Raw genomic sequence first — 22,465 nt, 5'->3', positions numbered from 1 at the left:
AGACAATGCATACACAAGCACTTACCTGCCGATTGAATTCTGAAAAGTTAAAGACTGCTGGTGATTCAGCACCGGCGGCAGAAGGCACTGCGATTGCTTCTTACGAATTCTCTGTCGTGCAGCAAGCCAGAATACACGCCATGGGGGAAATGCTGGGAATAACTCCCGCTGAACTGCTCTCCCAGTTATTGGACGCCTGCCTGGCGGATGCCCACGATGGATTCCTGGCGGCTTATAGCTGCGAGCAGCAAAAACGGCAAGATAATAAAACATTGAAAGAAAAATCCCTTTATTGGCAAAATCTATTTGCCGCTGTAGGAAATTGACTATGAGCTTAATCTCTGCAGACAACACCATGGCCATTTGCGCCGTTATTATGGGCCTGGTCTGGTTCGGGTTTTGGATAGATACCCGACCTATTGGCAAACGGATTTCCGGGGTCGTATGGATATTGCTGGCAGCTATGTTACTGTCGAATTTCGGTATTATTCCCTTCAAGGCTCCCAGCTATGATTTTGTGGGCTCCAGTCTGGTCCCACTGGCTATTCCCCTATTGCTGTTCAAAAGTAACCTGCGCAGGATCTTTAAAGATAGCGGCCGGGTAATGCTTGTATTCCTGATCGCCAGTACAGCGACTGTAACTGCAGCCATAGCAGGTTTTTTCCTGTTTAATTTGGGGGAGATTGGCCCCAAGGTGGCGGGAGTTTACACCGGTGGCTTTATTGGCGGCGCCGTGAATTTTTTGGCGGTCTCGCAGGTCATGGGAATGAGCGAAACGGAGTTCAGCACCGCGATTAGCGCCAGCAGTATAGTGAGCATATTGGCGCTGATGCTGCTGTTGGCCCTCCCCTCTTTCCGCTGGCTGCTGCACTACTTTGGCGTAACACAACAATCGCCGGGCATTAAACTGGATACGTTAAAGTCTGATGAAAATACGGCGCAACTCAAGCTGTCCCATATCTCCGGGGCACTGGCATTAAGTTTTGTGATCTGTACCATCTCCCAGTGGCTGGCAGAGATTAGCGGCTATCAGCAATATACTTTTCTTCTGATTACACTATTCAGTCTACTGGTGGCCAACCTGTTTCCCCAGACCATGGCCAAACTGGAAGGGGAGTTTGAGATTGGTCTGTTGCTGATGTATCTGTTCTTCGCCGTTGTTGGCGCCGGCACCGATACATCCGCCTTCTTCGGGGTGGCAATAACACTGTTCTTTTACGGCATGTTTATTATTCTCGGCCATCTGCTACTGACAATATATCTGGGTCGCACTTTCAAATTCACCATGGAGGAAACCCTGGTGGCCTCAGCAGCGGCTTTGGTCGGTCCGGCGGTCACCAGCGCAATCGCCATCTCCAAGGGGTGGCGGAATTTGATTACGCCGGGGATCATGTGCGGTGTTTTCGGCTATGCAATTGCAACCTTTATCGGTGTTGCAGTCAGCAAGTTGTTGAGCTAATTGCGGTGGAGGCCTCGGCTTTCCGGCGCCACTTTTGTTCAAGAGGAATTCCGCCTCAACAACCACAGGGCGAAACCTCACAGGCAGGAACCCGGATAAACTCTTTTAAGCAGTCTGTCAGTTAGCCATGACTACGAATAAGCAGACGGATACCGGCAGTGAGGATGTCAGGGAACACCGCATTGTCGTGAAGACGCCAGACGGCGGAGATTTCACCGCCCGGTCAGACCGGAGTCTGCTGGTGGCCATGGAGCAGGCGGGCAAGGGTTTTATTGCTGTCGGTTGCCGTGGCGGTGGTTGCGGCAAGTGCCGTATCCGTATTTTGCGCGGTGACTATGTGGGCAAGCGTATGAGCAGCGCCTGGGTCACACCGGAAATGGCAGCGGAGGGCACGGCACTGGCTTGCCGGGTATTTCCCCGCAGCGACCTGCTGATTGAACCTGATCCCCCCGAGATTGGCGTCAGCAGGCACACGATGGATGCCCCGATAGTGGACGACAAAAAGAGCTAATTGATACAAACGCGGTGGATTGGCAGCGCTGGTTCAATCCTGTTTATCTTCCGCTAATCATGGGGACTATTGCCAGGGGGCTCAATTCATTGGTACTGGTGGTGATTCGAGGGTCAATCAGGTCTTTGACGCAGATTGTTATAGATCATTGCCAGCAGCCGATTGGTGCGCTCAATTTGGGCAACCGTCAGTCCTTTGAAGCTGCGCTTGAACAGCTGGCTGGCGGGGCCGCGAATCACTTCCAGTTGCTCCAGGCCCAGGTCCGTCAGGGAAACCAGCGTTACCCGGCCGTCCTCGGGCGACACTGTCAGCCGAACCAGTCCGTCTTCCTGCATTCGGTAGAGAATCTTGGTGGTGGTGGGTAATTTGGCCACCGCGTGATCCGCGATCTCAGAAATACTCAGCAATGAATGTTCCTTGAGGATCATGATGATGCGCCAGCGGGGCACGTCCATGCCCACCCTCTTGAGCAATCGCTCCATTTCCTGGGTGTAGAGGGCATTGAGCTGCGCTACCCAGTAGAAGGGAAATTCCTGCCGTTTGAAATTATCACTGAGGGGGTCATACCTGTCTGACTTGGATCTGCTGGTCATGGGGGAGGAAGCGCTCTTGCGGTCCCGCCTGTAGGCGGAGGTTAAAGTTGATTTGGAAAGTATATAGCCAATCCTGTCAGGGTGAAAATTTCACCCAATTTTGTCCAACTAAATGCGCCTTTCTGGTCACATATATTTGCCAAATAAACCATTCTGATCCACCTCATCGACACCTCCTTATTGCACTAAAGAGTACATTTTTATTGTATAAATCTAATTTTATGTTTCAAAATCGCAAAAAAATACACATTAGACCATTTTAAAGGTATTTTTGTTATCTCATAGCGCTTAATTGCAGAAACATCCCCTGCCGACTTTGATTGATTTTTGCTCAATATTTAGTTGACAATTCAAGTGAATTATATAATTCTCGATGACAGAATTTGAGCAGATTACCCAATTAAAAAACCGCCGAAGAATATGGTGATAACAAGAAGAGCCTTATGACAGTACTGGTTTCCCGTTGCGAACTGGGTGCCTCAAATGGGCGAACAGTCGCCATCAAAGACTCTATCGACATTGCCGGCCTGCCAACCCGCCTGGGCAGCAAAGCTTGTGATGATGCCGTCCCTGCCGCGCAGCATGCCGATGTGGTTGAGCATCTGCTCGCGGCGGGGCATCACATTATTGGCAAGGCGGTGATGCACGAGCTGGCCTTTGGGGTCACCGGTATCAACCATCACTCTGGCACACCCATCAATCCACGCTATCCCCAGTTAATTCCCGGCGGTTCTTCCAGTGGATCCGCAGCAGCAGTTGCCGAAGGGCTGGCGGATTACGCACTGGGGACAGATACCGGTGGCTCAGTAAGGATCCCTGCGGCCTGCTGTGGAGTCTTTGGTTTCAAGCCGACCTTTGGCCGCGTCAGTCGTCGCGGTGTTTGGCCTTCGTCCAGCTCCCTCGACTGCGTGGGCCCGTTTGCCGCTGACCTGTCCATGCTACAGGAGGCCCAGGAGGCCATAGATCCCTCTTTCAAGCCTGGGCCGGCGTTGACGCCAACTCGATTTGCGTTACTGACCCACACTGGTTCAGAGCCGGCGGTGGAGGCTGCGCTCGATACCTTTTTATCCCCGCTATCGTTAATCCGCGTTGAGTTGCCCCTGCTCGAGAAAGCTTTCCAGGCAGCGCTGGCGGTAATTAATGCGGAAACCTCCGCGGCAACGGCGGAGCTGCTGGCGACGGGCCTGATCGGCACTGATGTGGCAGCCCGGCTGGCTCGCGCCGGTACAGTCGTGGCCTCGGAAGTAGAGGCGGCGGAGAAGTTACGCGAGGCCTTCACCGCTGCAGTGGATCGTCTGCTGGAGCTGGCAGATGTTCTGGTCCTGCCGGCGATGCCCAAGGGCCCCATGTCCCTGCAGCAAGCCCGGGAGGGGCAGATGGATTTGAATATGACGGCCTTGGTGCGGCCGTTCAATCTGTCCGGCCACCCGGCCCTGGTCATCCCTTTCGAGGTGAATGGCAATCCAATCGGAATTCAACTGGTGGGTCGCAAGCATGAAGATGAGGCCGTATTCGCAGCGGCTCATGCACTGCTTGAGGCCGGCCAGACCAATTAAAACCATAAGGCGATAAGCAAGGGGACCAATGCATGCCTGGTTATCAGATCGATAAATCCCTGTGGGGTGGGGAGAAGGTTTTTGATGCCCTGTTAGATGATGTCCGCAAACGCCGGCAGGAGTTTGAAGATCAGAAATACATCTCCCAGGACATTATCGAGTCTTTCAGGAAGATCGGCGTTTACCGGGCGATGGTGCCCGCGTCACAAGGCGGTGATGAGCGCAGTCCGATGGAATTTTTACAGATGGTGGAAGCGATGGCCGCGGCCGATGGCTCTGCCGGATGGGTGGCCAGTTTCGGGATGAGCCCGGCTTACCTGGCGGCGTTGCCCCCGGAAACCGTTGAAAAAGTTTGGTCGGACAGCCCCGACGTTGTGTTTGCCGGCGGTATCTTTCCGCTGCAACCCGCGAAAAAAGTCCCCGGCGGTTACATTGTGAACGGCCGCTGGAAATTTGGCAGTGGCTCTATGGGTGCCTCACTTATTGGAGTGGGTATTCAGCCGGATAGCGGTGATGCATTGCCCCGCATGGCAGTGATGCCGGCCGAGCAGGTAGGCATCGAGCCCAACTGGGATGTGATTGGAATGGTCGGTACCGGCAGTCACGACCTGGTAGTGAAAGAAGTGTTTGTACCGGAGGAGTGGACCTTTATCCGCGGTGGCAAGCCCAATATCGAATCCAGCTTCTTCCGCTACCCGTCACTGGCTTTTGCCGCCCAGGTACTGTCGGTGACTACTGCCGGCCTTGCCCGTGAAGCCCTGGATGTGGTGCAGGCAATGGCGGCGGGGCGCAAGTCCGTTACCGGCGCCCCCAACCTGGGGGAACGCGAACATGTACAGATTGAAATCGCCAAGGCGGAAGCCAGGCTGCGGGCTGCACGCGCTTTCTTCTACCAGACCACCGAGGATGCGTGGAATACCGTTTTGGCCGGGGGCAAACCGTCCCCTGAGCAGACCAATCTGGTTCGGCTGGCAGCTACCCACCTGACCCACGACTGTGCCGAAGTGATTCGCTCCACCTATGAAGTGACGGGGATGACCGGCAGTTACAACGACCACCCGCTGTCACGCATTGTGCGTGATTCGATGATGTGTACCCAGCACGCTTTTATGGGCGCCATCACCCTGAAAAATGCTGGCGCAATGTTCTTTGGACATGACCCATTGCCAGGTTATTTGTGACCTGTGCGAAACACTGTAATTGAAGCAACAGCTGTGAATAAAAAGGTGGCTATGAAGCAAGGCAACGCCACTGAATCAAATGAATGGAGAGATAGATCATGAGTGATAACAAACCCCTTCGCGTTCTGTTTTGCATGGGTATCAACCAGAACTTTATGGACGCGGCCCGCCCCGAGCAACTGGATGTGTGGGCGGCCTTCGGCGAAATGTGGAATGGCATTCACGACATGGACGGTGTGCAAGTGATTGGCAACATGGATGACGACCAGAGCATGGTTGGCCCCTCAAGCGGCTACCCATGGACCACCTACCTGCTTGCCGATGTGGTCGACTACGCCACCGTAGTTGCCTGTTGCAATCTGTTTCGAACTACAGCAGTGGGCGAAACCCCCTACAAACTCTGGCGCTACGCCCAGGTAGAGGCGCGTATTGGACGTGAACTGATTGTACAGCGGGCTTGAGGATAGAGAAGTGAGCGAACTGGAGCAGTTGCACAAGCGGGTCAGTGACCTGGAGGCGAGCCGGGATGTCAGTGCCTGCCTGCACGAATATATGCGGTTGTGCGACCACTTGGACGAGGGCTTCGATCTGGCTCCACTCATGGCACTGTTTACCTGGGACGCCATTTGGGAAGGAAAAGGCAAGCGCTATGCGGCGACATTCGGCCGCCGGGAAGGACGCGAAGCGATCCGGACAATGTTTGCGCGCTACACACAGCCACCGGCGCACTTCGCACTCAACGTGCATTTTCTCACTTCCGAAAAAGTGGCGGTACTGAGTGATTCCGAAGCCGAAGGCAGCTGGGTGTTGTTGCAAACGTCCACCTTTGCCGATGGCCGCTCCCAGCTCAGCAGTGCGCTGCTCAATGTGCGCTTTCGCCTGTCCGAAGGCGCTTGGAAGATCGCCCATTTCTGTACCACCAGTCGCTTCAACCGTCCGGTGCAGACCCCCTGGGACAATCCGCAGCCGCTACCGGTGCCGGAAGAATAACAATCTCGCCCGGCCAAAGCCGGGCAGAGAAATTGGACAAAGAGGTTACAAACATGAGTGAGTTGATCGACGTAGAAAATCTCAGCCTGAAAGCAGCTGAGATGGTGGAAGAGGGACGCGTTCACAAAGATCTGTATTCGAACCCCGACATCTTTGAGGAAGAGCTGGACAAGGTGTTTAACAACACCTGGGTATTTGTAGGCCACGAAAGCGAAGTCCCCGAAGCCGGCTGTTTCAGGACCGCCTATATAGGCCGGCAGCCAATTATCCTCAGCCGGGACCGCAAGGGAAATCTGCATGTGTTGCAAAACCGCTGTCGCCACCGCGGCGCTACCGTTTGTGAAGCGCGCAAGGGTAAAACCAAGGCCTTCACCTGCCCCTACCACGGATGGGGCTATGGATTGGACGGCAGCCTGCGCGCGTTGCCGAAACCGGAAGAATACGAGGGTGTCTTCGATAAAAAAGACATGCCCCTGGAAAGCTTGCGTGTTGAAACCTACCAGGGAATGGTGTTTGCCACTTTCAAAAATGACATAGAGCCGTTGGAGGAGTTTCTCGGTGGTGCCAAGAAGTGGATCGACCTGTTTATGAAACAAGGTGGTGGCTACCCGGTAAAAGTGCTGGGTGAGCACCGCTTCAACTTTCCAGGCAACTGGAAAATCCAGTTGGAAAACACCACTGATGCCTACCATTTCCCCATTGTGCACAAGTCCTTTGTGAGCTCACTGGATGAGGCGACCGCAGACATCTTCGATTTCCTCGATGGCGATGGCTTTGTGGAAGACCTGAGTAATGGTCACAGTGTGATGGTGATGATCCCACAGTTGGTGGACCTGGAAGAGGACCTGGACCAGCCGATTCCAGAACGTTTCTCCGAGCTGGCCCAAGCGCTGCGCGATGAAGGCAAGCCCGAAGACGAAGTGAAAAAACTGGTGCGCGCTGCCCACGGCACAGGCTTTAACCTCAACCTGTTTCCCAACGTCTCCTGCTCCATGGCTTTTTTCCGCGTGTTGCGTCCGGTCAGCGTGGGGGAGACAGAAATTCAGCATGTGGCCCTGGGTGGCGATGGTGCACCCAGCGCCTTTAACCGCAAGCGCATGCGTCTGCACGAACACTTCCAGGGCCCAATGGGCTTTGGTACGCCGGATGACGGCGAAGCCTGGGAACGTGTACAGAAAGGTGCCACGGCGGGCAAAGACGGCTGGATTCTGGTCAACCGGGGCATGAACAACCTGCATGAATCTGCGGACGGCAACACCGCCGGCGCGGTGTGCTCGGAAACCGGAATGCGCGGTGCCTATCGTCAATATAAAAAGATGATGGCTGCCGGAAAGGGGGAATAAATCGTGAATAGCAACACACAACTGTTGACCCAGGTAACCGAATTTATCGGCTATGAGGGAGATCTGCTGGACCATAAGAACTACCAGGAATGGTTGTCACTGTGGACCGACTCCGGTCTCTATATCGTTCCGGCGGACCTGGATGAAACCGATTACCTAAATACCCTGAATCTGGCACTGGATGACGCCGACATGCGCCGTATGCGTGTGGCTCGCCTGGAAAATGGCGAATCCGTATCTGCGCGCTCAGTGAGCTACACAGTGCGCATGGTGTCCCGTGTGCGCATCCTCGAAGCCGGGGAGGATTTAGTCATAGCGCGCTGTGCCATGACCCTCAATGAATTGCGCCATGGCAAGCTGGTGACTTATCCGGCCAACGTCGAATACACCCTGAAACCAAAATCCGGTGGATTTGAGCTGCAACAGAAAGTCGTCAAGTTATTGCACAGCGACGGTTTCCTGCGCACCGTCAGCTTTATCTTTTGAGGGATTTGCTTATGTCGGTATCTGCAGAGTCACAGGTGGCATTGGTGACCGGAGCCGCCCAGGGTCTTGGCCAGCATATTGCCCGAAAGCTGCACACCGCCGGTTACCGAGTGGTGCTCAGTGACGTCGATGGCGAGGCCGCCCACGGGGCCGCGCAGCTGCTGGATTCCAGCGGCAACACTGCCCTGGGCCTGTGTCTCGATGTGGCCCGCCAAAGCGGGTTTGAAACGGCATTGAACCAGGTACTGGAGCACTGGGGCGCACTGCATGTGCTGGTGAATAACGCGGCCGTTACCCGTGCCACTCCGGTCATGGAAATCTCAGCGGAAGAGTTCAATAACATTGTCAACATCAATCTGGGTGGCACCTTTGTCGGCTGCCAGGTGATCGGTCGCCATATGGCCGAACAGGGCTACGGACGCATCATCAATCTCTCGTCCCTGGCTGGCCAGAATGGTGGCACCTCTACCGGGGCCCACTACGCCGCCTCCAAAGGCGGCATCCTGACACTGACCAAAGTATTTGCCAAAGAGTTAGCAGCACAGGGGGTCACGGTGAATGCCATCGCCCCCGGTCCGATTGACTCGCCGATGGTAAAAGCACTGGTACCGGAATCCCGCCTTCCCAGCCTGCTGGCCGCAATCCCGGTAGGACAGCTGGGGGATGCCGATTTCATCGGTGACGCGGTGGTGCAGCTGGCACGGCCGGAAGCCGCTTTCGTCACCGGGGCTACCTGGGACATCAACGGCGGCCTGTTCATGCGCTGAGGTTACCTCTATGACTATTAGTATCAAAAACACCCTCATGGACGTAATTGTCACCGGCCGCGACGACCACACCGATGAGATCTCGGTATTTGAGCTGGCGGCGGCAGATGGCAGTCCCCTGCCGGAATTCGAAGCCGGCGCGCACATCGATGTGGTGGTGGCACCGGACCTGATCCGTCAGTACTCGCTCAGCAACGCACCGGGCCAGGGCCACTATCGCCTGGGTATTCTCAATGATCCCAACTCCCGGGGCGGATCCCGCCAGATCCATGCGGAATTGCAAGCCGGAGCAAAACTGCAAGTCAGTGCACCGCGCAACCATTTCCCATTGGCAATGGAGGCGCAACACAGCCTTTTGATCGGCGGAGGTATCGGCATCACGCCGATGATAGCGATGGCCTATGCGTTGCGCTCAGCCGGAAAGTCATTCGAGCTGCACTACTGCTGTCGCAGTGAGAGCAAAGCGGCTTTCCTGGAGGAGCTCCAGCGCGAGTTTGGCGCATCCCTGGTGACGCACTTCGACGACTGTGGCGAAGCCAGCCTGATTAAACCGAAAGCGCTGGCGGAATCCCGCCCGGATGCCCACCTCTATGTGTGTGGCCCCAGCGCCTTTATGGAATGGGTGATCGACCAGACAAAAGGGGCGGGTCTGCCCGAGTCACAGATTCACTTTGAATACTTCAGTGCCGAGGTAGACGTCAGTGGCGAGGCGTTTGAAGTATACGCCGAAAGCAGTGATATCACGGTACAGGTTGGTCCCGAAGAAAGTATTGCCACAGCCCTAAAAGCAGCGGGCGTGAAGGTGCCGGTATCCTGTGAAGAAGGGGTCTGCGGCACTTGCATTTGCGATGTGATTGAGGGAACCCCCGATCACCGGGATCAATTTCTGACGGATGAAGAAAAAGAAGATAACGACCAGATTGCCCTCTGCTGCTCCAGAGCCAAGAGTGGTCGACTGGTAGTGGATATCTGACAACTGTTGACTGGCGCGATGCAAATAGACGGTGCCAGTTGAGATCGACCGACGATAAAAACCCAACTGAGGGAAATAGCGATGAAAAAAGGTGTAATGCGACCAGGACATGTACAAATTCGTGTACTGGATCTTGACGAAGCGATCAAACACTATGTGGACCTGCTCGGCCTGATCGAGGTTGACCGTGACGAACAGGGCCGTATTTACCTTAAAGGCTGGACAGAGGTCGACAAGTTCTCCGTCGTATTGGTCGAGGCGGACCAGCCGGGAATGGACTTCATGGGCTTTAAGTGTGTGAACGAAGACACACTTGAACAGCTGCGACAGGCGCTGCTGGCCTATGGCGTAGACGCGGAGGAAATCCCTGCGGGTGAACTGAAGGACTGCGGGCGACGCATTCGCTTCCAGGCTCCCAGCGGCCACAACTTCGAAGTCTTCGCAACCAAGGTCCAGACCGGGCGCTACGGGGTGGGCAACCACAATCCGGAAGCCTGGCCGCGCGACCTAAGTGGTATGAAGGCACAGCGTTTTGACCACTGCCTGCTGTACGGTCCTGAGCTGGACAAGACACTGGACTTGTTCCGGGATGTACTCGGCTTCGACCTCTCCGAACAGGTGGTGACCCCGGATGGTACCCGTGTTGCCCAGTTCCTCACCACCAGCATGAAAGCCCACGATGTTGCCTTCATCGATCATAAGGAACCGGGTAAATTCCACCACGCCTCCTTCAAGCTGGAAACCTGGGAAGATATCCTGCGCGCGGGTGACCTGATTTCCATGACCGATACCTCTATCGATATAGGTCCCACCCGCCATGGTCTCACTCACGGCCAGACCATCTACTTTTTCGATCCTTCCGGTAATCGCAACGAAGTATTCTGCGGCGGTGATTATTTTTATCCCGACCATGCGCCCGTTACCTGGGATGCGGACAAACTGGGCAAGGCGATTTTCTACCATGATCGCCAGCTCAACGAACGGTTCCTGACCGCCCTGACTTGATATCGGAGATCTATGATGTCGTTTGATCCAAAAGATTTCCGCCGGGCGCTGGGCCAGTTCCCCACCGGGGTTACGGTGATCACAACCCGGGATGCCGGGGGTGCACCTATCGGCATGACCGCCAGTAGTTTCAATACCCTGTCGATCGACCCGGCACTGGTGCTGTGGAGTATCGATAAGCGCGCCTGGAGCCTGGAGTCTTTCACCAAAGGCCGGGGCTTTGCCGTCAACGTATTGCGCAACGATCAGGTGGAATTGTCCAATGGTTTCGCCCGCAGGGGCGAGGACAAGTTCGCGGGTATCGACACCCGCGATTGTGCCAATGGTTCGCCGCTGCTGCCGGATGTCGCCGCCTGGTTTGAATGCAACACCTGGGAGGTTTACGAAGGCGGCGATCACTTCATTATCGTCGGTGAGGTGACTGACTACCACTACGAGGAAAACGTCAGCTCACTGGTCTTCCACAATGGCCGCTACGCGGTACCGCTGACCCACCCCGCAGTCAAAGCACCCACCGAATCTTTGCAGGCTCATGGTTTTCTGGATGACTACCTGTTGTACCAGTTGCGCCAGGCCCTGAATGCCTATGCTGCGGATTTTTACCCCCAGTTAAGTCAATTTGGTATTAACACCGAAGAGTGGCGGGTGTTGACCCTACTGGCCGACGGCAAACCCATGACACAGGAAAATATCAGCCGTTTTGTCTCCCAACCCCTGCAGGAACTGGCGGATATCGGTGAATGGTTGCAGGAAAAAGGACTGTTGTCGGTGAGCGGCAATGAATTTCAGCTGACGGACAAAGGCCAGCAGCTGGCCGATAAACTGCTGGGCAAGGCGATTGAACACGAGGGGAAAGTGCTCTCCGGTCTCGGTGCCGGGCAGCAGCAGTGTTTGAAAGAGGGCCTAAAGGTACTGCAGAGAAGCTTTGCCTAGTGACCACGGTTTCCAGGCAATTGTAGTTCGCGAATGCCAGAAATAGATACGGTCATTCAGGATCTGGCGATGGCATTTTGTGCAGAACTTTAGACTGCAAAAATCAGGGTGTTTTATGCAAGAGTTTAAACATTTTATCGACGGCGAGTTTGTTACTTCGGCGAGCGGTAAGACCTTCGATAACATTTGCCCCGTTGATGGCAGCCTGATTGGTCAGGTGCACGAAGCCGGTAAAGATGAGGTCAATGCCGCTGTAGCTGCGGCTAAACGGGCGCTGAAGGGCCCCTGGGGCCAGTTTACCCAAACCCAGCGTATTCAGTTACTGAATAAAGTGGCCGATCGGATCAATGCGCGCTTCGATGAATTTCTCGAAGCGGAATGCCGCGATACGGGCAAGCCCCACAGTATTGCCAGCCATATCGATATTCCACGCGGGGCGGCCAACTTCAAGGCATTCTCCGAGACTCTGGCGAATCACCCCACCGAAGGTTTCCGCCTGGATACCCCGGACGGTAAGGGCGCACTCAATGTGGGACACCGTACCCCAAAAGGCGTGATTGCCGTGATCTGCCCCTGGAATCTACCGCTGCTGCTAATGACCTGGAAGGTGGGCCCTGCTCTGGCCTGTGGCAATACCGTAGTGGTAAAGCCTTCAGAGGAAACCCCGGCGACTACCACCCTTTTGGGGGAAGTGATGAACGAGTGCGGTGTCCCAGCCGGTGTCTTTAACGTGGTACACGGCCTGGGGCCGGGATCAGCCGGTGAATTTCTCACCACCCACCCACAGGTGGATGCGATCACCTTCACCGGCGAAACCTGCACGGGAGAGGCCATCATGAAGGCGGCGGCGGTCGGGCTGCGCAACATCTCGCTGGAGTGTGGCGGCAAAAACCCGGGCATTGTATTTGCAGACAGTGATTTGGAAAAGGCCATAGAAGGCACCATGCGTTCTGCGTTTGTGAACTGTGGCCAGGTTTGTCTGGGTACAGAACGCATCTATGTTGAACGCCCCATCTTTGCCGCATTCCTGGCGCGCCTAAAAGAGGAAGTCAGTAAATTGAAACTCGGGCGTCCACAGGACGCCGACGCCAACTTTGGGCCGCTGGTCAGCCATGAACACCGGGACAAGGTGTTGTCTTACTACCAGCTTGCGGTAGAAGAAGGGGCCAAAGTCGAGATTGGTGGCGGCGTGCCGGATATGGGTTCTGCGCTGAATGACGGTGCCTGGATCGAACCCACCATCTGGACTGGACTGGCCGACGATGCCCGTGTGATACGTGAGGAAATTTTTGGCCCCTGTTGTCATATCCGCCCCTTCGACACTGAGGAAGAAGTGATCGAGTTGGCCAACGATACCGACTATGGCCTGGCGGCGGCGATCTGGACCGAGAACAGCACCCGTGCGGTGCGCGTGGCTGAGCAGATGGAAGCGGGAATTGTCTGGGTCAATAGCTGGTTCCTGCGGGACCTGCGTACGGCCTTTGGGGGCGCCAAACAATCAGGCATCGGTCGTGAAGGTGGTGTGCACGGACTCGAATTCTATACCGAACTGAAGAATATCTGCATCAAACTGTAAACAGTGATGAGCGGTCGCAGATACAAGCACCTATGCGGACCTTAGAAACATTTATTGGTATTTCAAAATGGAAAAGACACAGATTCAAGACCTCGGTGATGAGTTGTATCAGGCGATGGTGCAGCGCGAAGCGGTTGCTCCTCTGACGACTCGCTTTGAGGATATCACCATCGGCGATGCCTACAGCATTTCGCAGCGCATGCTTGAACGCCGCCTAGAATCCGGCGAACGGGTAATCGGTAAAAAAATTGGCCTCACTTCCAAGGCTGTACAGACCATGCTGAAGGTTGATCAGCCCGATTTCGGCTATCTCACTGACAAGATGGCCTTCAGCCAGGGTCAGGAGATGCCTATCAGCGAGCAGCTGATTCAGCCCAAGGCCGAAGGCGAGATTGCCTTTATCCTGAAAAAGGATTTGATGGGGCCGGGTATCACCAACGCAGAGGTATTGGCTGCGACCGAGTGCGTGATGCCCTGTTTCGAAGTGATCGACTCACGAATCGAGAATTGGCAGATCAAAATCCAGGACACCATCGCAGATAACGCCTCCTGTGGGCTGTTTATCCTGGGCGACAAAGCAGTCGACCCGCGCAAAGTGGATCTGACCACCTGCGGCATGGTGGTGGAAAAAAATGGCGCGGTCATCTCGACCGGAGCCGGTGCGGCGGCACTGGGCAGCCCGGTCAACTGTGTCGCCTGGTTGGCCAATACCCTCGGCCAATTCGGCATCGCCCTGAAAGCGGGTGAAGTTATCCTGTCGGGTTCACTGGTACCGCTGGCACCGGTACAGGCCGGCGACCATATGTGCGTCAGTATTGGCGGTATTGGTTCCGCATCCGTTCGCTTCATTTAACCGGGCAGATGATTTGACAATGAGCAAGAAACTAAAAGCGGCCATTATCGGCCCTGGCAACATCGGCACAGACCTGCTGATGAAAATGCAGCGTTCGGAGTGGATAGAGCCGGTATGGATGGTCGGTATTGATCCGGAATCCGAAGGTCTCAAGCGGGCCCGGGCAATGGGTATCCGCACCACGGCAGCCGGTGTGGACGGCCTGTTGCCCCATGTACTGGAGGACGATATCCGCATTGCCTTTGATGCCACCTCCGCTTATGTGCATGCCGAGAACAGCCGCAAGTTGAACGAGCTGGGGGTAATTATGATTGACCTCACGCCGGCGGCGATCGGTCCCTATTGCATACCACCAGTCAACCTGGCCGATCACACCAGGAACCTGGAAATGAACGTCAATATGGTCACCTGCGGTGGTCAGGCGACTATTCCTATGGTGGCTGCGGTGTCGCGGGTCCAACCAGTTGACTACGGAGAAATCATTGCCACCGTATCCTCCCGCTCGGTGGGGCCGGGTACACGTAAGAACATCGATGAATTCACCCGCACCACCGCTGGTGCTGTGGAAAAAGTGGGTGGGGCCAAACAGGGCAAGGCAATCATCATTATTAATCCTGCCGAACCGCCCCTGATCATGCGCGACACCATCCATTGTCTGACCGCAACGGAACCCGATCAGGCGGCTATTACCGACTCAGTCCACCGCATGGTGCAGGAAGTTCAGAAGTATGTACCCGGCTACCGACTGGTGAACGGTCCTGTATTTGACGGCAATCGCGTCTCCATCTTTATTGAAGTGGAAGGCCTGGGTGACTTCCTGCCCAAGTATGCCGGCAACCTGGACATCATGACCGCGGCTGGTTTGCGCACTGCGGAAATATTCGCCGAAGAAGTGGACCTGGGTGTGCTGGAGTTGCCCGCTCGCGGTCAAGTGGAGGCTTAATCAATGAATTTACAAGGTAAAAAAGTCCTGCTCCACGATATGAGCCTGCGCGACGGTATGCACGCTAAACGTCACCAGATCACCCTGGAGCAGATGGTGGATATTGCCACTGGCCTGGATGAGGCCGGCATACCATTGATCGAAGTGACCCACGGCGATGGCCTGGGTGGCGCTTCCGTCAACTACGGTTTTCCGGCCCACAGTGATGAGGAGTATCTGGACGCAGTTATCCCGAAAATGAAGCAGGCCAAAGTATCTGCGTTGCTGCTGCCCGGGATCGGAACTGTCGACCATTTGCGTATGGCCCGCGATCTTGGGGTCAGCACCATCCGTGTAGCCACCCACTGTACGGAAGCGGATGTCTCCGAGCAGCACATTCATCTCGCCGCCAGCCTGGGTATGGATACGGTCGGCTTTTTGATGATGGCCCATATGGTTACGCCAGAACAACTTCTGGAACAGGCTCAGTTGATGGAATCCTACGGTGCCAACTGCATCTACTGTACCGACTCGGCCGGTTATATGCTACCGGAAGAAGTGTCTGCAAAAATCAGCCTGTTGCGCGCACAGCTGAAATCCGATACCGAGATCGGTTTTCACGGTCACCACAATATGGGGATGGCGATTGCCAACTCACTGGCAGCGATGGAAGCGGGTGCTGTTCGTATCGACGGCTCCGTTGCCGGGCTGGGTGCCGGTGCCGGCAACACGCCGCTGGAAGTGATGGTAGCGGTACTGAATAGAATGGGTGCAGTTCACAATATTGATCTGTACAAAATTATGGATGTGGCCGAGGACCGCGTTGTGCCGATGATGGACCAACCGATTCGCGTCGACCGCGATGCGCTGACACTGGGTTACGCCGGTGTTTACAGCTCCTTCCTGCTGTTTGCCCAACGCGCTGAAGCCAAGTATGGCATTCCGGCGCGCGATATTCTGGTGGAGCTGGGGCGTCGCGGCACTGTAGGCGGACAGGAAGACATGATTGAAGACCTGGCATTGACCATGGCCAAAGACAAAGGGTTAATCTGATGGGTAACTTGACCAAAGAACAAATTGAACAGTTGGCGGAACACTGCGAAAACGCCGAGCTGCAGGCATACGAAATTACCAAAATCACGGATGATTATCCGCAGATGACCTACGAGGATGCCTTTGACATCCAGTGGGAGATCCGCCGTCGCAAGGAGGCCCGCGGGCACAAGATAGTGGGCATGAAAATGGGGTTGACTTCCTGGGCGAAGATGTCGCAGATGGGAGTAGAGCATCCCTGCTACGGCTTTCTGGCCGATTATTTCTCTGTGCCGGAAGGCGGGGAAGTCAAGCATGATGAGTTGATTCACCCCAAGATTGAAGCGGAACTCGCATTTGTCACCAAGGCGCCCCTAAAAGGCCCGGGAGTACATATCGGCGATGTACTGCGGGCCACGGATTTCGTTCTGCCGGCGGTGGAAGTGATCGATTCACGCTACAAGGACTTCAAATTTGATTTGAAGAGCGTCATCGCGGACAACTCCTCCTCTACCCGCTTTTTTACTGGCGGTCGGATGGCGGATGTGGGCGATCTGGATCTGCGCAATTTAGGCGTGGTGATGGAAGTGAATGGCGAAGTGGTCGAGGTGGGGGCCGGCGCCGCAGTATTGGGTCACCCCGCCGCCTCAGTCGCCATGCTGGCCAATATGCTGGGCGAACGGGGTGAGGAACTGCCAGCCGGGTCCTTCGTAATGGTGGGCGCCATCACTGCGGCAGTGCAGGTGAACAAAGGTGATAGCTTCTGCGTAAGGTACCAGGATCTGGGCACCATCAGCGGCCGCTTCGTTTAGCCACACTAGCCCCTGTTGCACTGCCTTCTTTGTTACAGAGCGATGCAGCAGGATTGCTTCCACGGTTAAAGTTACGGGACTAGTGGCACTTAATTAAGAGGAATAGATTATGCCTATCGCACATATCAATATGATGGAAGGACGCACCGAAGAACAAAAAGAGGCGCTGATTGCCGAGGTGACGGCCGCCATTTGCCGCTCACTGAATGCACCCGAAGAGAATGTTAGAGTCCTTGTGCAGGAAATTCCCAAGCAAAACTGGGGGATAGGCGGCAAAACGGCCAAAAAACTGGGTCGATAACCCAGGTTAATGCTACAAAGGGATATGCGGCCGATAGGTGGTGTTCGGCACCCTGACAATGGGTGGACAAGTGGTGTTCACTCGAGGTGCCAGCCCGGATCACCGCCATATTGATCAGAAAAAGCTTTTGGAGCATGAAAACCAGTAAGGAAAAGATTGCTCCCAATGCATCACTAAACAATCAGTCCCGATTGGTTTAGTGATGCTACTGGCCGGCAGTAAGATTATTGACCCATCTCGCGTACCAAATATCCGGCACCGTCGATATTCTCCATCACCCAAAGAATGTAAGCGATATCGACATGAATCGCCCGGGTACTATCAGTGAAGTCCCAGTCAGCATTGATGCTATCGTAGGTCCCATCAAACACTACCCCTACCAACTCGCCGCGACCATTCATTGTCGGAGATCCGGAGTTACCGCCGGTAATATCTACGGTGCTTAAGAAATTCACCGGTACTGAATCCAGCTGCTTTTCGTAGTAACGGCCAAAGTCCTTCTTATCAATAGCTTCCATCAGGGCTTTAGGCGCATCAAAGGGATCCTCGCCGGTGTACTTCGCCTTTATGCCGCGCAGGGTTGTAAAAGGTACAAATCCCTCCTTACCATCGTTGCCATCGGCAGCCTCTTTAATTGTGCCGGCTGGTGGCTGATAGCCTTTGACCAGACCATAGGTCACACGAAGGGAGCTGTTTGCATCAGGGTAGACCGGCTTGCCCAGTGATTGGTAATAATCGATCAGCAGTTCCATATACTCCGGGCGGAGTTGAGCAAAACGCCCTTTCATGGAATCCTCATGCTCTTCACGCACAAGCATGTCATCGTACATGGCCACGGCCAACTGGATAAACGGATCTTTGCTCTCTTTGAAATCTTCAGGCTTTTTGCCGATCCAGCCTTCACGCACCTCGACATCGGAAAGCTCTGTGTCCCTGTACATCTTGTCGAGAGTTGCCTCTAAACCAGCATTGCCCTTATCGATGTTCAGGTAACGATCAAAGCTGGCTATACGCTGTTCTTTCGGAAGCGCCTGGTAGCGCTCCAGGAAGTAGAGCCAAATCTGCTTGTCCACCGATGGGTGGTAGCTGCGTTCAATACGACGCATACTTTCTGTGAATCGTGTCAGATCCCGCTCCTGATAACCCGGTTTGCGCTCGGCATCAGGTTTTTCATTCTCTTTGGCCAAACGATACAATTTACGCGCGGCGCCCAACATGGCGGAGCGATCCATATAATTGATGGCCAGATCCTGTTCACGGGTTGACTCTTCTTCAACAACCAATGCCTCCAGGTCATCGATAGTAGATTGGTATTTCTTCTGGCGGGCTTTGTCAGAATTCACCCAGGCCTGCAAATCTTTTTCCAGCTTTTGTTTGCGCTGTAGCAGGTCGCTACGCTGGTATCCCTCCATCATGCCGGTAAAGTTTTTGGAGTAATTATTCAAGCCTGCCACGCGACTGGCATACTTTAGCTCCGCATCTTTATTGTCAGCGGTAGCAGCACCAATGGTTTCAGACCACTCCCCCAATACCCGCTGCATCTTCGGGTAATACCAGTTGAAGTTGCTTTCCACTTCTTGCGCAGTGCGATAACGGTTTGTACGGCCCGGATAACCGGCAACCATGACAAAGTCACCGTCTTTAGGTCCTTTTGCCGCTACGGGCAGGTAGTGCTTGGGCTGGTAAGGGATATTATCCTTGGAGTAATCGGCCGGTTTGCCATCCTTGCCAACATAGGCACGATAGAAAGCGTAATCGCCGGTATGGCGAGGCCACATCCAGTTATCGATATCGCCGCCGAACTTTCCGATTGAAGACGCAGGTGCATGAACCAAACGCACATCGCGGATTTCCAATTGCTTGACCAGGTAGTAATTCAAACCACCGTAGTAGCTGTAAACCTCACAGCGATGCCCCGGATCTTTTTCACACTCGGAAACCAGTGCCTTCTCCGCTTCTTGGATTGCGGCAAAACGTGCGGCGCCATCCATGTCATCAATCAAGCGGTCGTTGACCTTATCTGTCACTTCGTTCATTTCTACGGTGACATAGACACGGGAACCAGGAGCGGCAGGTAGCTCTTCCGATAAATCCCCAGCCAGAAAACCTTCCGCAAGTAGATCCCTGGATTCTGTTGAGTTGTAAGAAATCGAGCCGTAGGCACAGTGGTGATTGGTAATCACTAATCCTTGTGGAGAGACAAAGGAGGCCGAACAGCCTCCCAAACTGATCACCGCATTCATTGGAAATTCAGTGAGTTTGGTCATGCTGGCCGGATCCAGCTCAAGACCATGTCCACTAAGTTCTTTGGACAGCTCAGGTAACTGGTGTGGCTGCCACATCCCCTCGGTCGAAACACTCTCTTTCCCTGCAGCAAGACTGGAATAACTGGCACCAGCGAGCAGTGCAGCAGTTGCAATCCTGAAAACGATTGAATGGTTTATTTTCATATTTACTCAACAATTTTTATTAAAGTCAGAGACATCCTATAGGTCAGGCCAGACTTAAGTATCTGACCCAAGAACTATCTGGATTCATTAAAAACTTTCGTTTCTGTATTCTGATTACCTGTTATGGCGTCGATCCAGGATCGTTCCATTTCATCCCAGCCCAGGCGTAGCTGGTTAATCACTTCTACCCGGCTTTCCAATATGTCATCCAACTCCAGCACTGTTAACACTTCGCCAGCCCTATTAAATCCGAAAACACCTTGCCCGGTAATAAATACACCCTTGATCCTTTCCGCTTCAGCGGCGCTGAATAGCGAAAAGAGAGCGTCATAGTCAAATATAAATTCCGGGCTAAAACGCCAGCCACAGCTATAATAATCCTCTCCGCTATTCTCTGAACGGAGATAACCACACGCTGGCAATAGCTCAACTTCATCCGCCTCCTGCGGAGCCGGATGCTGGTGATTGCCCCCTCCAGAAGCCTGGAAACGACTGGGGAGATGAAGCCAATCTAATTCGATACGCCCTTGCTCCACCACTTGCAAAGGCTGCTCAGTGTCTTTACCTGAGAATGAGAGAAAACGCTGGAGGTTTTGCAAGTCCTCAGGACCATAGAGATCAGACTTGTTGGCTATCACCAGGTCAGCAACTTCTAACTGCTGTCGAAAAGTCTCACTACGCAAGTAGCGATCATCTTCAATGCAGCGGGCATCTACCAAAGCAAGTGTACAGCGAAGATCTAAAACGCCACCACGCACAGCGTCAGACAACGCTGCCAATACCTCGCGAGGATGTCCCAGGCCCGTAGGCTCAATCAATAATCGATGGGGTCTGGATTTAGCCAGTAACTGGTTTAAAGCAACCTGCATTGGCAAGCCAGCCGCACAGCACATACAGCCACCGGGCACCTCTCGGATATAAACGCTGTCTTCCTGGTCCGGCTCAAAAAATGCGCCGTCAACACCCACCTCTCCAAACTCATTTACCAGAACAGCCCAGCGTTCACCATCGGGCTTGCTTTCCAGAAGGTGGCGAATCGCCGTCGTCTTACCCACACCGAGAAAGCCAGTGATAACATTCGCAGGCACCCCCTGTACCAACTGCTTATTGACCACTAAGCTGCATCCTGACCGCACTTGTCACAGAGGCAATCCAGCTCCAGCTGGGATGTTTGGAAATGGTAGCCCGCATTCTTAACCGTTTCACGCAACGCTGCGATCACTTCGGGCTTGATACCGACTTCCCGCACTTTGTTACAGCGATTGCAAATCAGGAATTGTGGCGTTTGGTGACTGTGGTCACAAGTAATATGGGTGCACGCCAGGTATTTGTTTTCCGAATTAAGCTTGTGGACAAAGTCTTCTTCAGCCAGGAAATCCAGCATTCGGTAAACGGACATGACGGGAATTGAATCACCATAGTCACGTTTGTACTGCTCTGCTATCTCATAGGCAGAGAGAGGAATTTTTGACCACAGCAGGATGGTAAGAACATTTCTGCGCTTCTCGGTAAACCGAACCCCTGAACTACGGCAAGTTTCCTCGGCCGCACTCAAGGTCTTTTTAATTTGGGATACATTCATAATTTATTTCATTCGTGATTGTTTCTCTTTGAGGTGAACAAATAGGCTTCGGCAACGCAAAATTTCATAAAAAAATCTATTGCCCTGTCAAAGGCATGATCACCCATCTAGCGGGCTGTTGAAATTCGAATTATTTTACCAGCCCGGTACCGGAACATGGATGTTCCGGCAAAATCGGCGACGCCTAAGTCGTTGATTTTGGGGGAAAAGTGAAAAACACATTTTTCGCTTTTCGTGTTTTGAAGCAGGCAGGATGCCTTTTTCAACAAGCTGCCAGGGCATCGATAAAGATATACAATAATAAAAATGATCCCTATAGATTTCATGACCTTTACCTAATCAGCCAGCACCGCTCGATAGATCAGGCGTCGGTTTACCCAGTGAGCGAGGATTAACAGGCCAGCTCCCAGGATACTGGCAAGTAGCTCCCAAATACCCTCCAGGTATAACGCAATAACCAACAACAAGATCCCAGAAAACCCAGCAATCATTACCGCATGGCGCCGATGGCGCCTACATGAAGCCGGGAAGCTCGCCAGGGCCAAGAGTACCACTGGTATGAGCAAAGCCAAGTGGAGATACTGGCTCCCCTGCAGCGCGACCAATACCCCCAGTCCCCCCAGGGCAGGTAAAACAGGGATCAACATACAGTGGAGCAAGCATAAGCCGGAAGCCACGATTCCTAAAGTATCTCTCACAACAACCCTTCTGATTCGTCCACGCTCGATTCAGGCATGTGCATTTCAACTGAATTATGATATATCATATCTTAAAGTAAAGAAAACCAGCGAGGTTTCGCCCATATCAACCCTTACTTAGGGCCTGTTGACACTAACCGAGATAGCCCTGCTGCCACTGCCTGCAAGGCAGGAATGGCGCTGTGTGGTGGGTCCACATAAGCAATTTCTAACACTGCAGGGCGTGAAACCAGCTGCAGCCCTTCGGGTTGTGCCGGAGAAGGCGCCACTCTTCGTTGTTCGTCGCTCATTTGGAGCAACCAAACCGCGCTTCTCTCTCCTCGATTGGCACCTTTTCTGTCACAACAGGGCCAACTCCATTAGTGTCAACAGGCCCTAGCTGTGCAGTTTACCGGGACATTATAAATAAAGTTGCGTGAAATCAATTACTTAAGGGAAGTTT

General features: G+C 53.9%; 24 protein-coding genes. 19 read left to right on the top strand and 5 right to left on the bottom strand.

What is annotated here, in order from left to right; all coding sequences use genetic code 11:
• The first annotated feature begins 5 nt into the window (after nt 1-5).
• From AB1S50_RS02005 to AB1S50_RS01995, 3 genes are all read left to right on the top strand, one after another.
• Entirely contained in the window at nt 6-326 is a 321-nt protein-coding gene (locus tag AB1S50_RS02005; protein ID WP_367148707.1) for a hypothetical protein, read from the top strand.
• A 2-nt stretch (nt 327-328) separates the two neighbouring features.
• Nucleotides 329-1,459: a DUF819 family protein gene (locus AB1S50_RS02000; protein WP_367148706.1), complete on the top strand. Its 1,131-nt coding sequence runs from the start codon at nt 329-331 to the stop codon at nt 1,457-1,459.
• A 127-nt stretch (nt 1,460-1,586) separates the two neighbouring features.
• Nucleotides 1,587-1,970 (top strand): 2Fe-2S iron-sulfur cluster-binding protein, encoded by a 384-nt coding sequence (locus tag AB1S50_RS01995; protein ID WP_367148705.1) that lies wholly within the window; start codon nt 1,587-1,589, stop codon nt 1,968-1,970.
• A gap of 113 nt (nt 1,971-2,083) precedes the next feature.
• Here the strand turns inward: AB1S50_RS01995 and AB1S50_RS01990 are convergent, their stop codons facing one another.
• Nucleotides 2,084-2,563, bottom strand: coding sequence for a MarR family winged helix-turn-helix transcriptional regulator (locus AB1S50_RS01990; protein ID WP_367148704.1), 480 nt, complete (start codon nt 2,561-2,563; stop codon nt 2,084-2,086).
• A 443-nt stretch (nt 2,564-3,006) separates the two neighbouring features.
• Here AB1S50_RS01990 and AB1S50_RS01985 point away from each other — a divergent pair, with 443 nt between their 5' ends.
• The 16 genes from AB1S50_RS01985 (at nt 3,007) to AB1S50_RS01910 (ending at nt 17,293) form a co-directional block, all read left to right on the top strand.
• Entirely contained in the window at nt 3,007-4,119 is a 1,113-nt protein-coding gene (locus AB1S50_RS01985; protein WP_367148703.1) for an amidase, read from the top strand.
• 32 nt (nt 4,120-4,151) lie between these two features.
• A complete protein-coding gene (locus tag AB1S50_RS01980) occupies nt 4,152-5,300 on the top strand; it encodes an acyl-CoA dehydrogenase family protein (protein WP_367148702.1) in 1,149 nt (382 codons plus the stop codon).
• A gap of 98 nt (nt 5,301-5,398) precedes the next feature.
• Nucleotides 5,399-5,761, top strand: a complete 363-nt coding sequence (locus tag AB1S50_RS01975) for an IacB protein (RefSeq protein WP_367148701.1) — start codon at nt 5,399-5,401, stop codon at nt 5,759-5,761.
• 10 nt (nt 5,762-5,771) lie between these two features.
• Complete coding sequence (locus AB1S50_RS01970; protein ID WP_367148700.1) at nt 5,772-6,290, top strand: nuclear transport factor 2 family protein; 519 nt, start codon at nt 5,772-5,774, stop codon at nt 6,288-6,290.
• Nucleotides 6,291-6,343: 53 nt separating this feature from the next.
• Entirely contained in the window at nt 6,344-7,633 is a 1,290-nt protein-coding gene (locus AB1S50_RS01965; protein WP_367148699.1) for an aromatic ring-hydroxylating oxygenase subunit alpha, read from the top strand.
• 3 nt (nt 7,634-7,636) lie between these two features.
• Nucleotides 7,637-8,119: an aromatic-ring-hydroxylating dioxygenase subunit beta gene (locus AB1S50_RS01960; protein ID WP_367148698.1), complete on the top strand. Its 483-nt coding sequence runs from the start codon at nt 7,637-7,639 to the stop codon at nt 8,117-8,119.
• A gap of 11 nt (nt 8,120-8,130) precedes the next feature.
• Nucleotides 8,131-8,886, top strand: coding sequence for an SDR family NAD(P)-dependent oxidoreductase (locus AB1S50_RS01955; protein WP_367148697.1), 756 nt, complete (start codon nt 8,131-8,133; stop codon nt 8,884-8,886).
• A 10-nt stretch (nt 8,887-8,896) separates the two neighbouring features.
• Nucleotides 8,897-9,859, top strand: a complete 963-nt coding sequence (locus AB1S50_RS01950) for a PDR/VanB family oxidoreductase (RefSeq protein WP_367148696.1) — start codon at nt 8,897-8,899, stop codon at nt 9,857-9,859.
• A gap of 81 nt (nt 9,860-9,940) precedes the next feature.
• Complete coding sequence (locus AB1S50_RS01945; protein WP_367148695.1) at nt 9,941-10,864, top strand: catechol 2,3-dioxygenase; 924 nt, start codon at nt 9,941-9,943, stop codon at nt 10,862-10,864.
• A gap of 12 nt (nt 10,865-10,876) precedes the next feature.
• Entirely contained in the window at nt 10,877-11,797 is a 921-nt protein-coding gene (locus AB1S50_RS01940) for a flavin reductase (protein WP_367148694.1), read from the top strand.
• Between the two features lie 115 nt (nt 11,798-11,912).
• Nucleotides 11,913-13,373 carry a 2-hydroxymuconic semialdehyde dehydrogenase gene (locus AB1S50_RS01935; protein ID WP_367148693.1) on the top strand — a complete coding sequence of 487 codons (1,461 nt, stop codon included), beginning with the start codon at nt 11,913-11,915 and terminating at the stop codon, nt 13,371-13,373.
• 67 nt (nt 13,374-13,440) lie between these two features.
• Entirely contained in the window at nt 13,441-14,226 is a 786-nt protein-coding gene (gene dmpE / locus AB1S50_RS01930; RefSeq protein ID WP_367148692.1) for a 2-oxopent-4-enoate hydratase, read from the top strand.
• Between the two features lie 19 nt (nt 14,227-14,245).
• Nucleotides 14,246-15,169, top strand: coding sequence for an acetaldehyde dehydrogenase (acetylating) (locus AB1S50_RS01925; RefSeq protein ID WP_367148691.1), 924 nt, complete (start codon nt 14,246-14,248; stop codon nt 15,167-15,169).
• Between the two features lie 3 nt (nt 15,170-15,172).
• Nucleotides 15,173-16,201 (top strand): 4-hydroxy-2-oxovalerate aldolase, encoded by a 1,029-nt coding sequence (dmpG, locus tag AB1S50_RS01920; protein WP_367148690.1) that lies wholly within the window; start codon nt 15,173-15,175, stop codon nt 16,199-16,201.
• Nucleotides 16,201-16,992, top strand: coding sequence for a 2-oxo-3-hexenedioate decarboxylase (dmpH, locus tag AB1S50_RS01915; RefSeq protein ID WP_367148689.1), 792 nt, complete (start codon nt 16,201-16,203; stop codon nt 16,990-16,992). Before dmpG ends, dmpH begins: the two co-directional genes overlap by 1 nt.
• Before the next feature lie 109 nt (nt 16,993-17,101).
• On the top strand, nt 17,102-17,293 hold the full coding sequence (locus AB1S50_RS01910; protein WP_367148687.1) for a 4-oxalocrotonate tautomerase: 192 nt from the start codon (nt 17,102-17,104) through the stop codon (nt 17,291-17,293).
• Between the two features lie 224 nt (nt 17,294-17,517).
• On the opposite strand, the gene AB1S50_RS01905 is transcribed toward AB1S50_RS01910, so the two are convergent.
• The 4 genes from AB1S50_RS01905 to AB1S50_RS01890 form a co-directional block, all read right to left on the bottom strand.
• Nucleotides 17,518-19,743, bottom strand: coding sequence for a S46 family peptidase (locus AB1S50_RS01905; RefSeq protein WP_367148686.1), 2,226 nt, complete (start codon nt 19,741-19,743; stop codon nt 17,518-17,520).
• Nucleotides 19,744-19,817: 74 nt separating this feature from the next.
• The gene (locus AB1S50_RS01900) at nt 19,818-20,858 is read right to left on the bottom strand and encodes a CobW family GTP-binding protein (RefSeq protein WP_367148685.1); all 1,041 of its coding nucleotides are present in this window, start codon (nt 20,856-20,858) and stop codon (nt 19,818-19,820) included.
• Nucleotides 20,858-21,325 (bottom strand): Fur family transcriptional regulator, encoded by a 468-nt coding sequence (locus tag AB1S50_RS01895; RefSeq protein WP_367148683.1) that lies wholly within the window; start codon nt 21,323-21,325, stop codon nt 20,858-20,860. The genes AB1S50_RS01900 and AB1S50_RS01895 overlap by 1 nt, the downstream gene beginning before the upstream one ends.
• 335 nt (nt 21,326-21,660) lie before the next feature.
• The gene (locus AB1S50_RS01890) at nt 21,661-22,023 is read right to left on the bottom strand and encodes a MerC domain-containing protein (RefSeq protein WP_367148681.1); all 363 of its coding nucleotides are present in this window, start codon (nt 22,021-22,023) and stop codon (nt 21,661-21,663) included.
• Nucleotides 22,024-22,465: the final 442 nt, after the last annotated feature.

The organism is Microbulbifer discodermiae, from assembly GCF_040742695.1.
GTDB lineage: Bacteria > Pseudomonadota > Gammaproteobacteria > Pseudomonadales > Cellvibrionaceae > Microbulbifer.
This window is presented reverse-complemented; position numbering and strand designations above follow the sequence as displayed.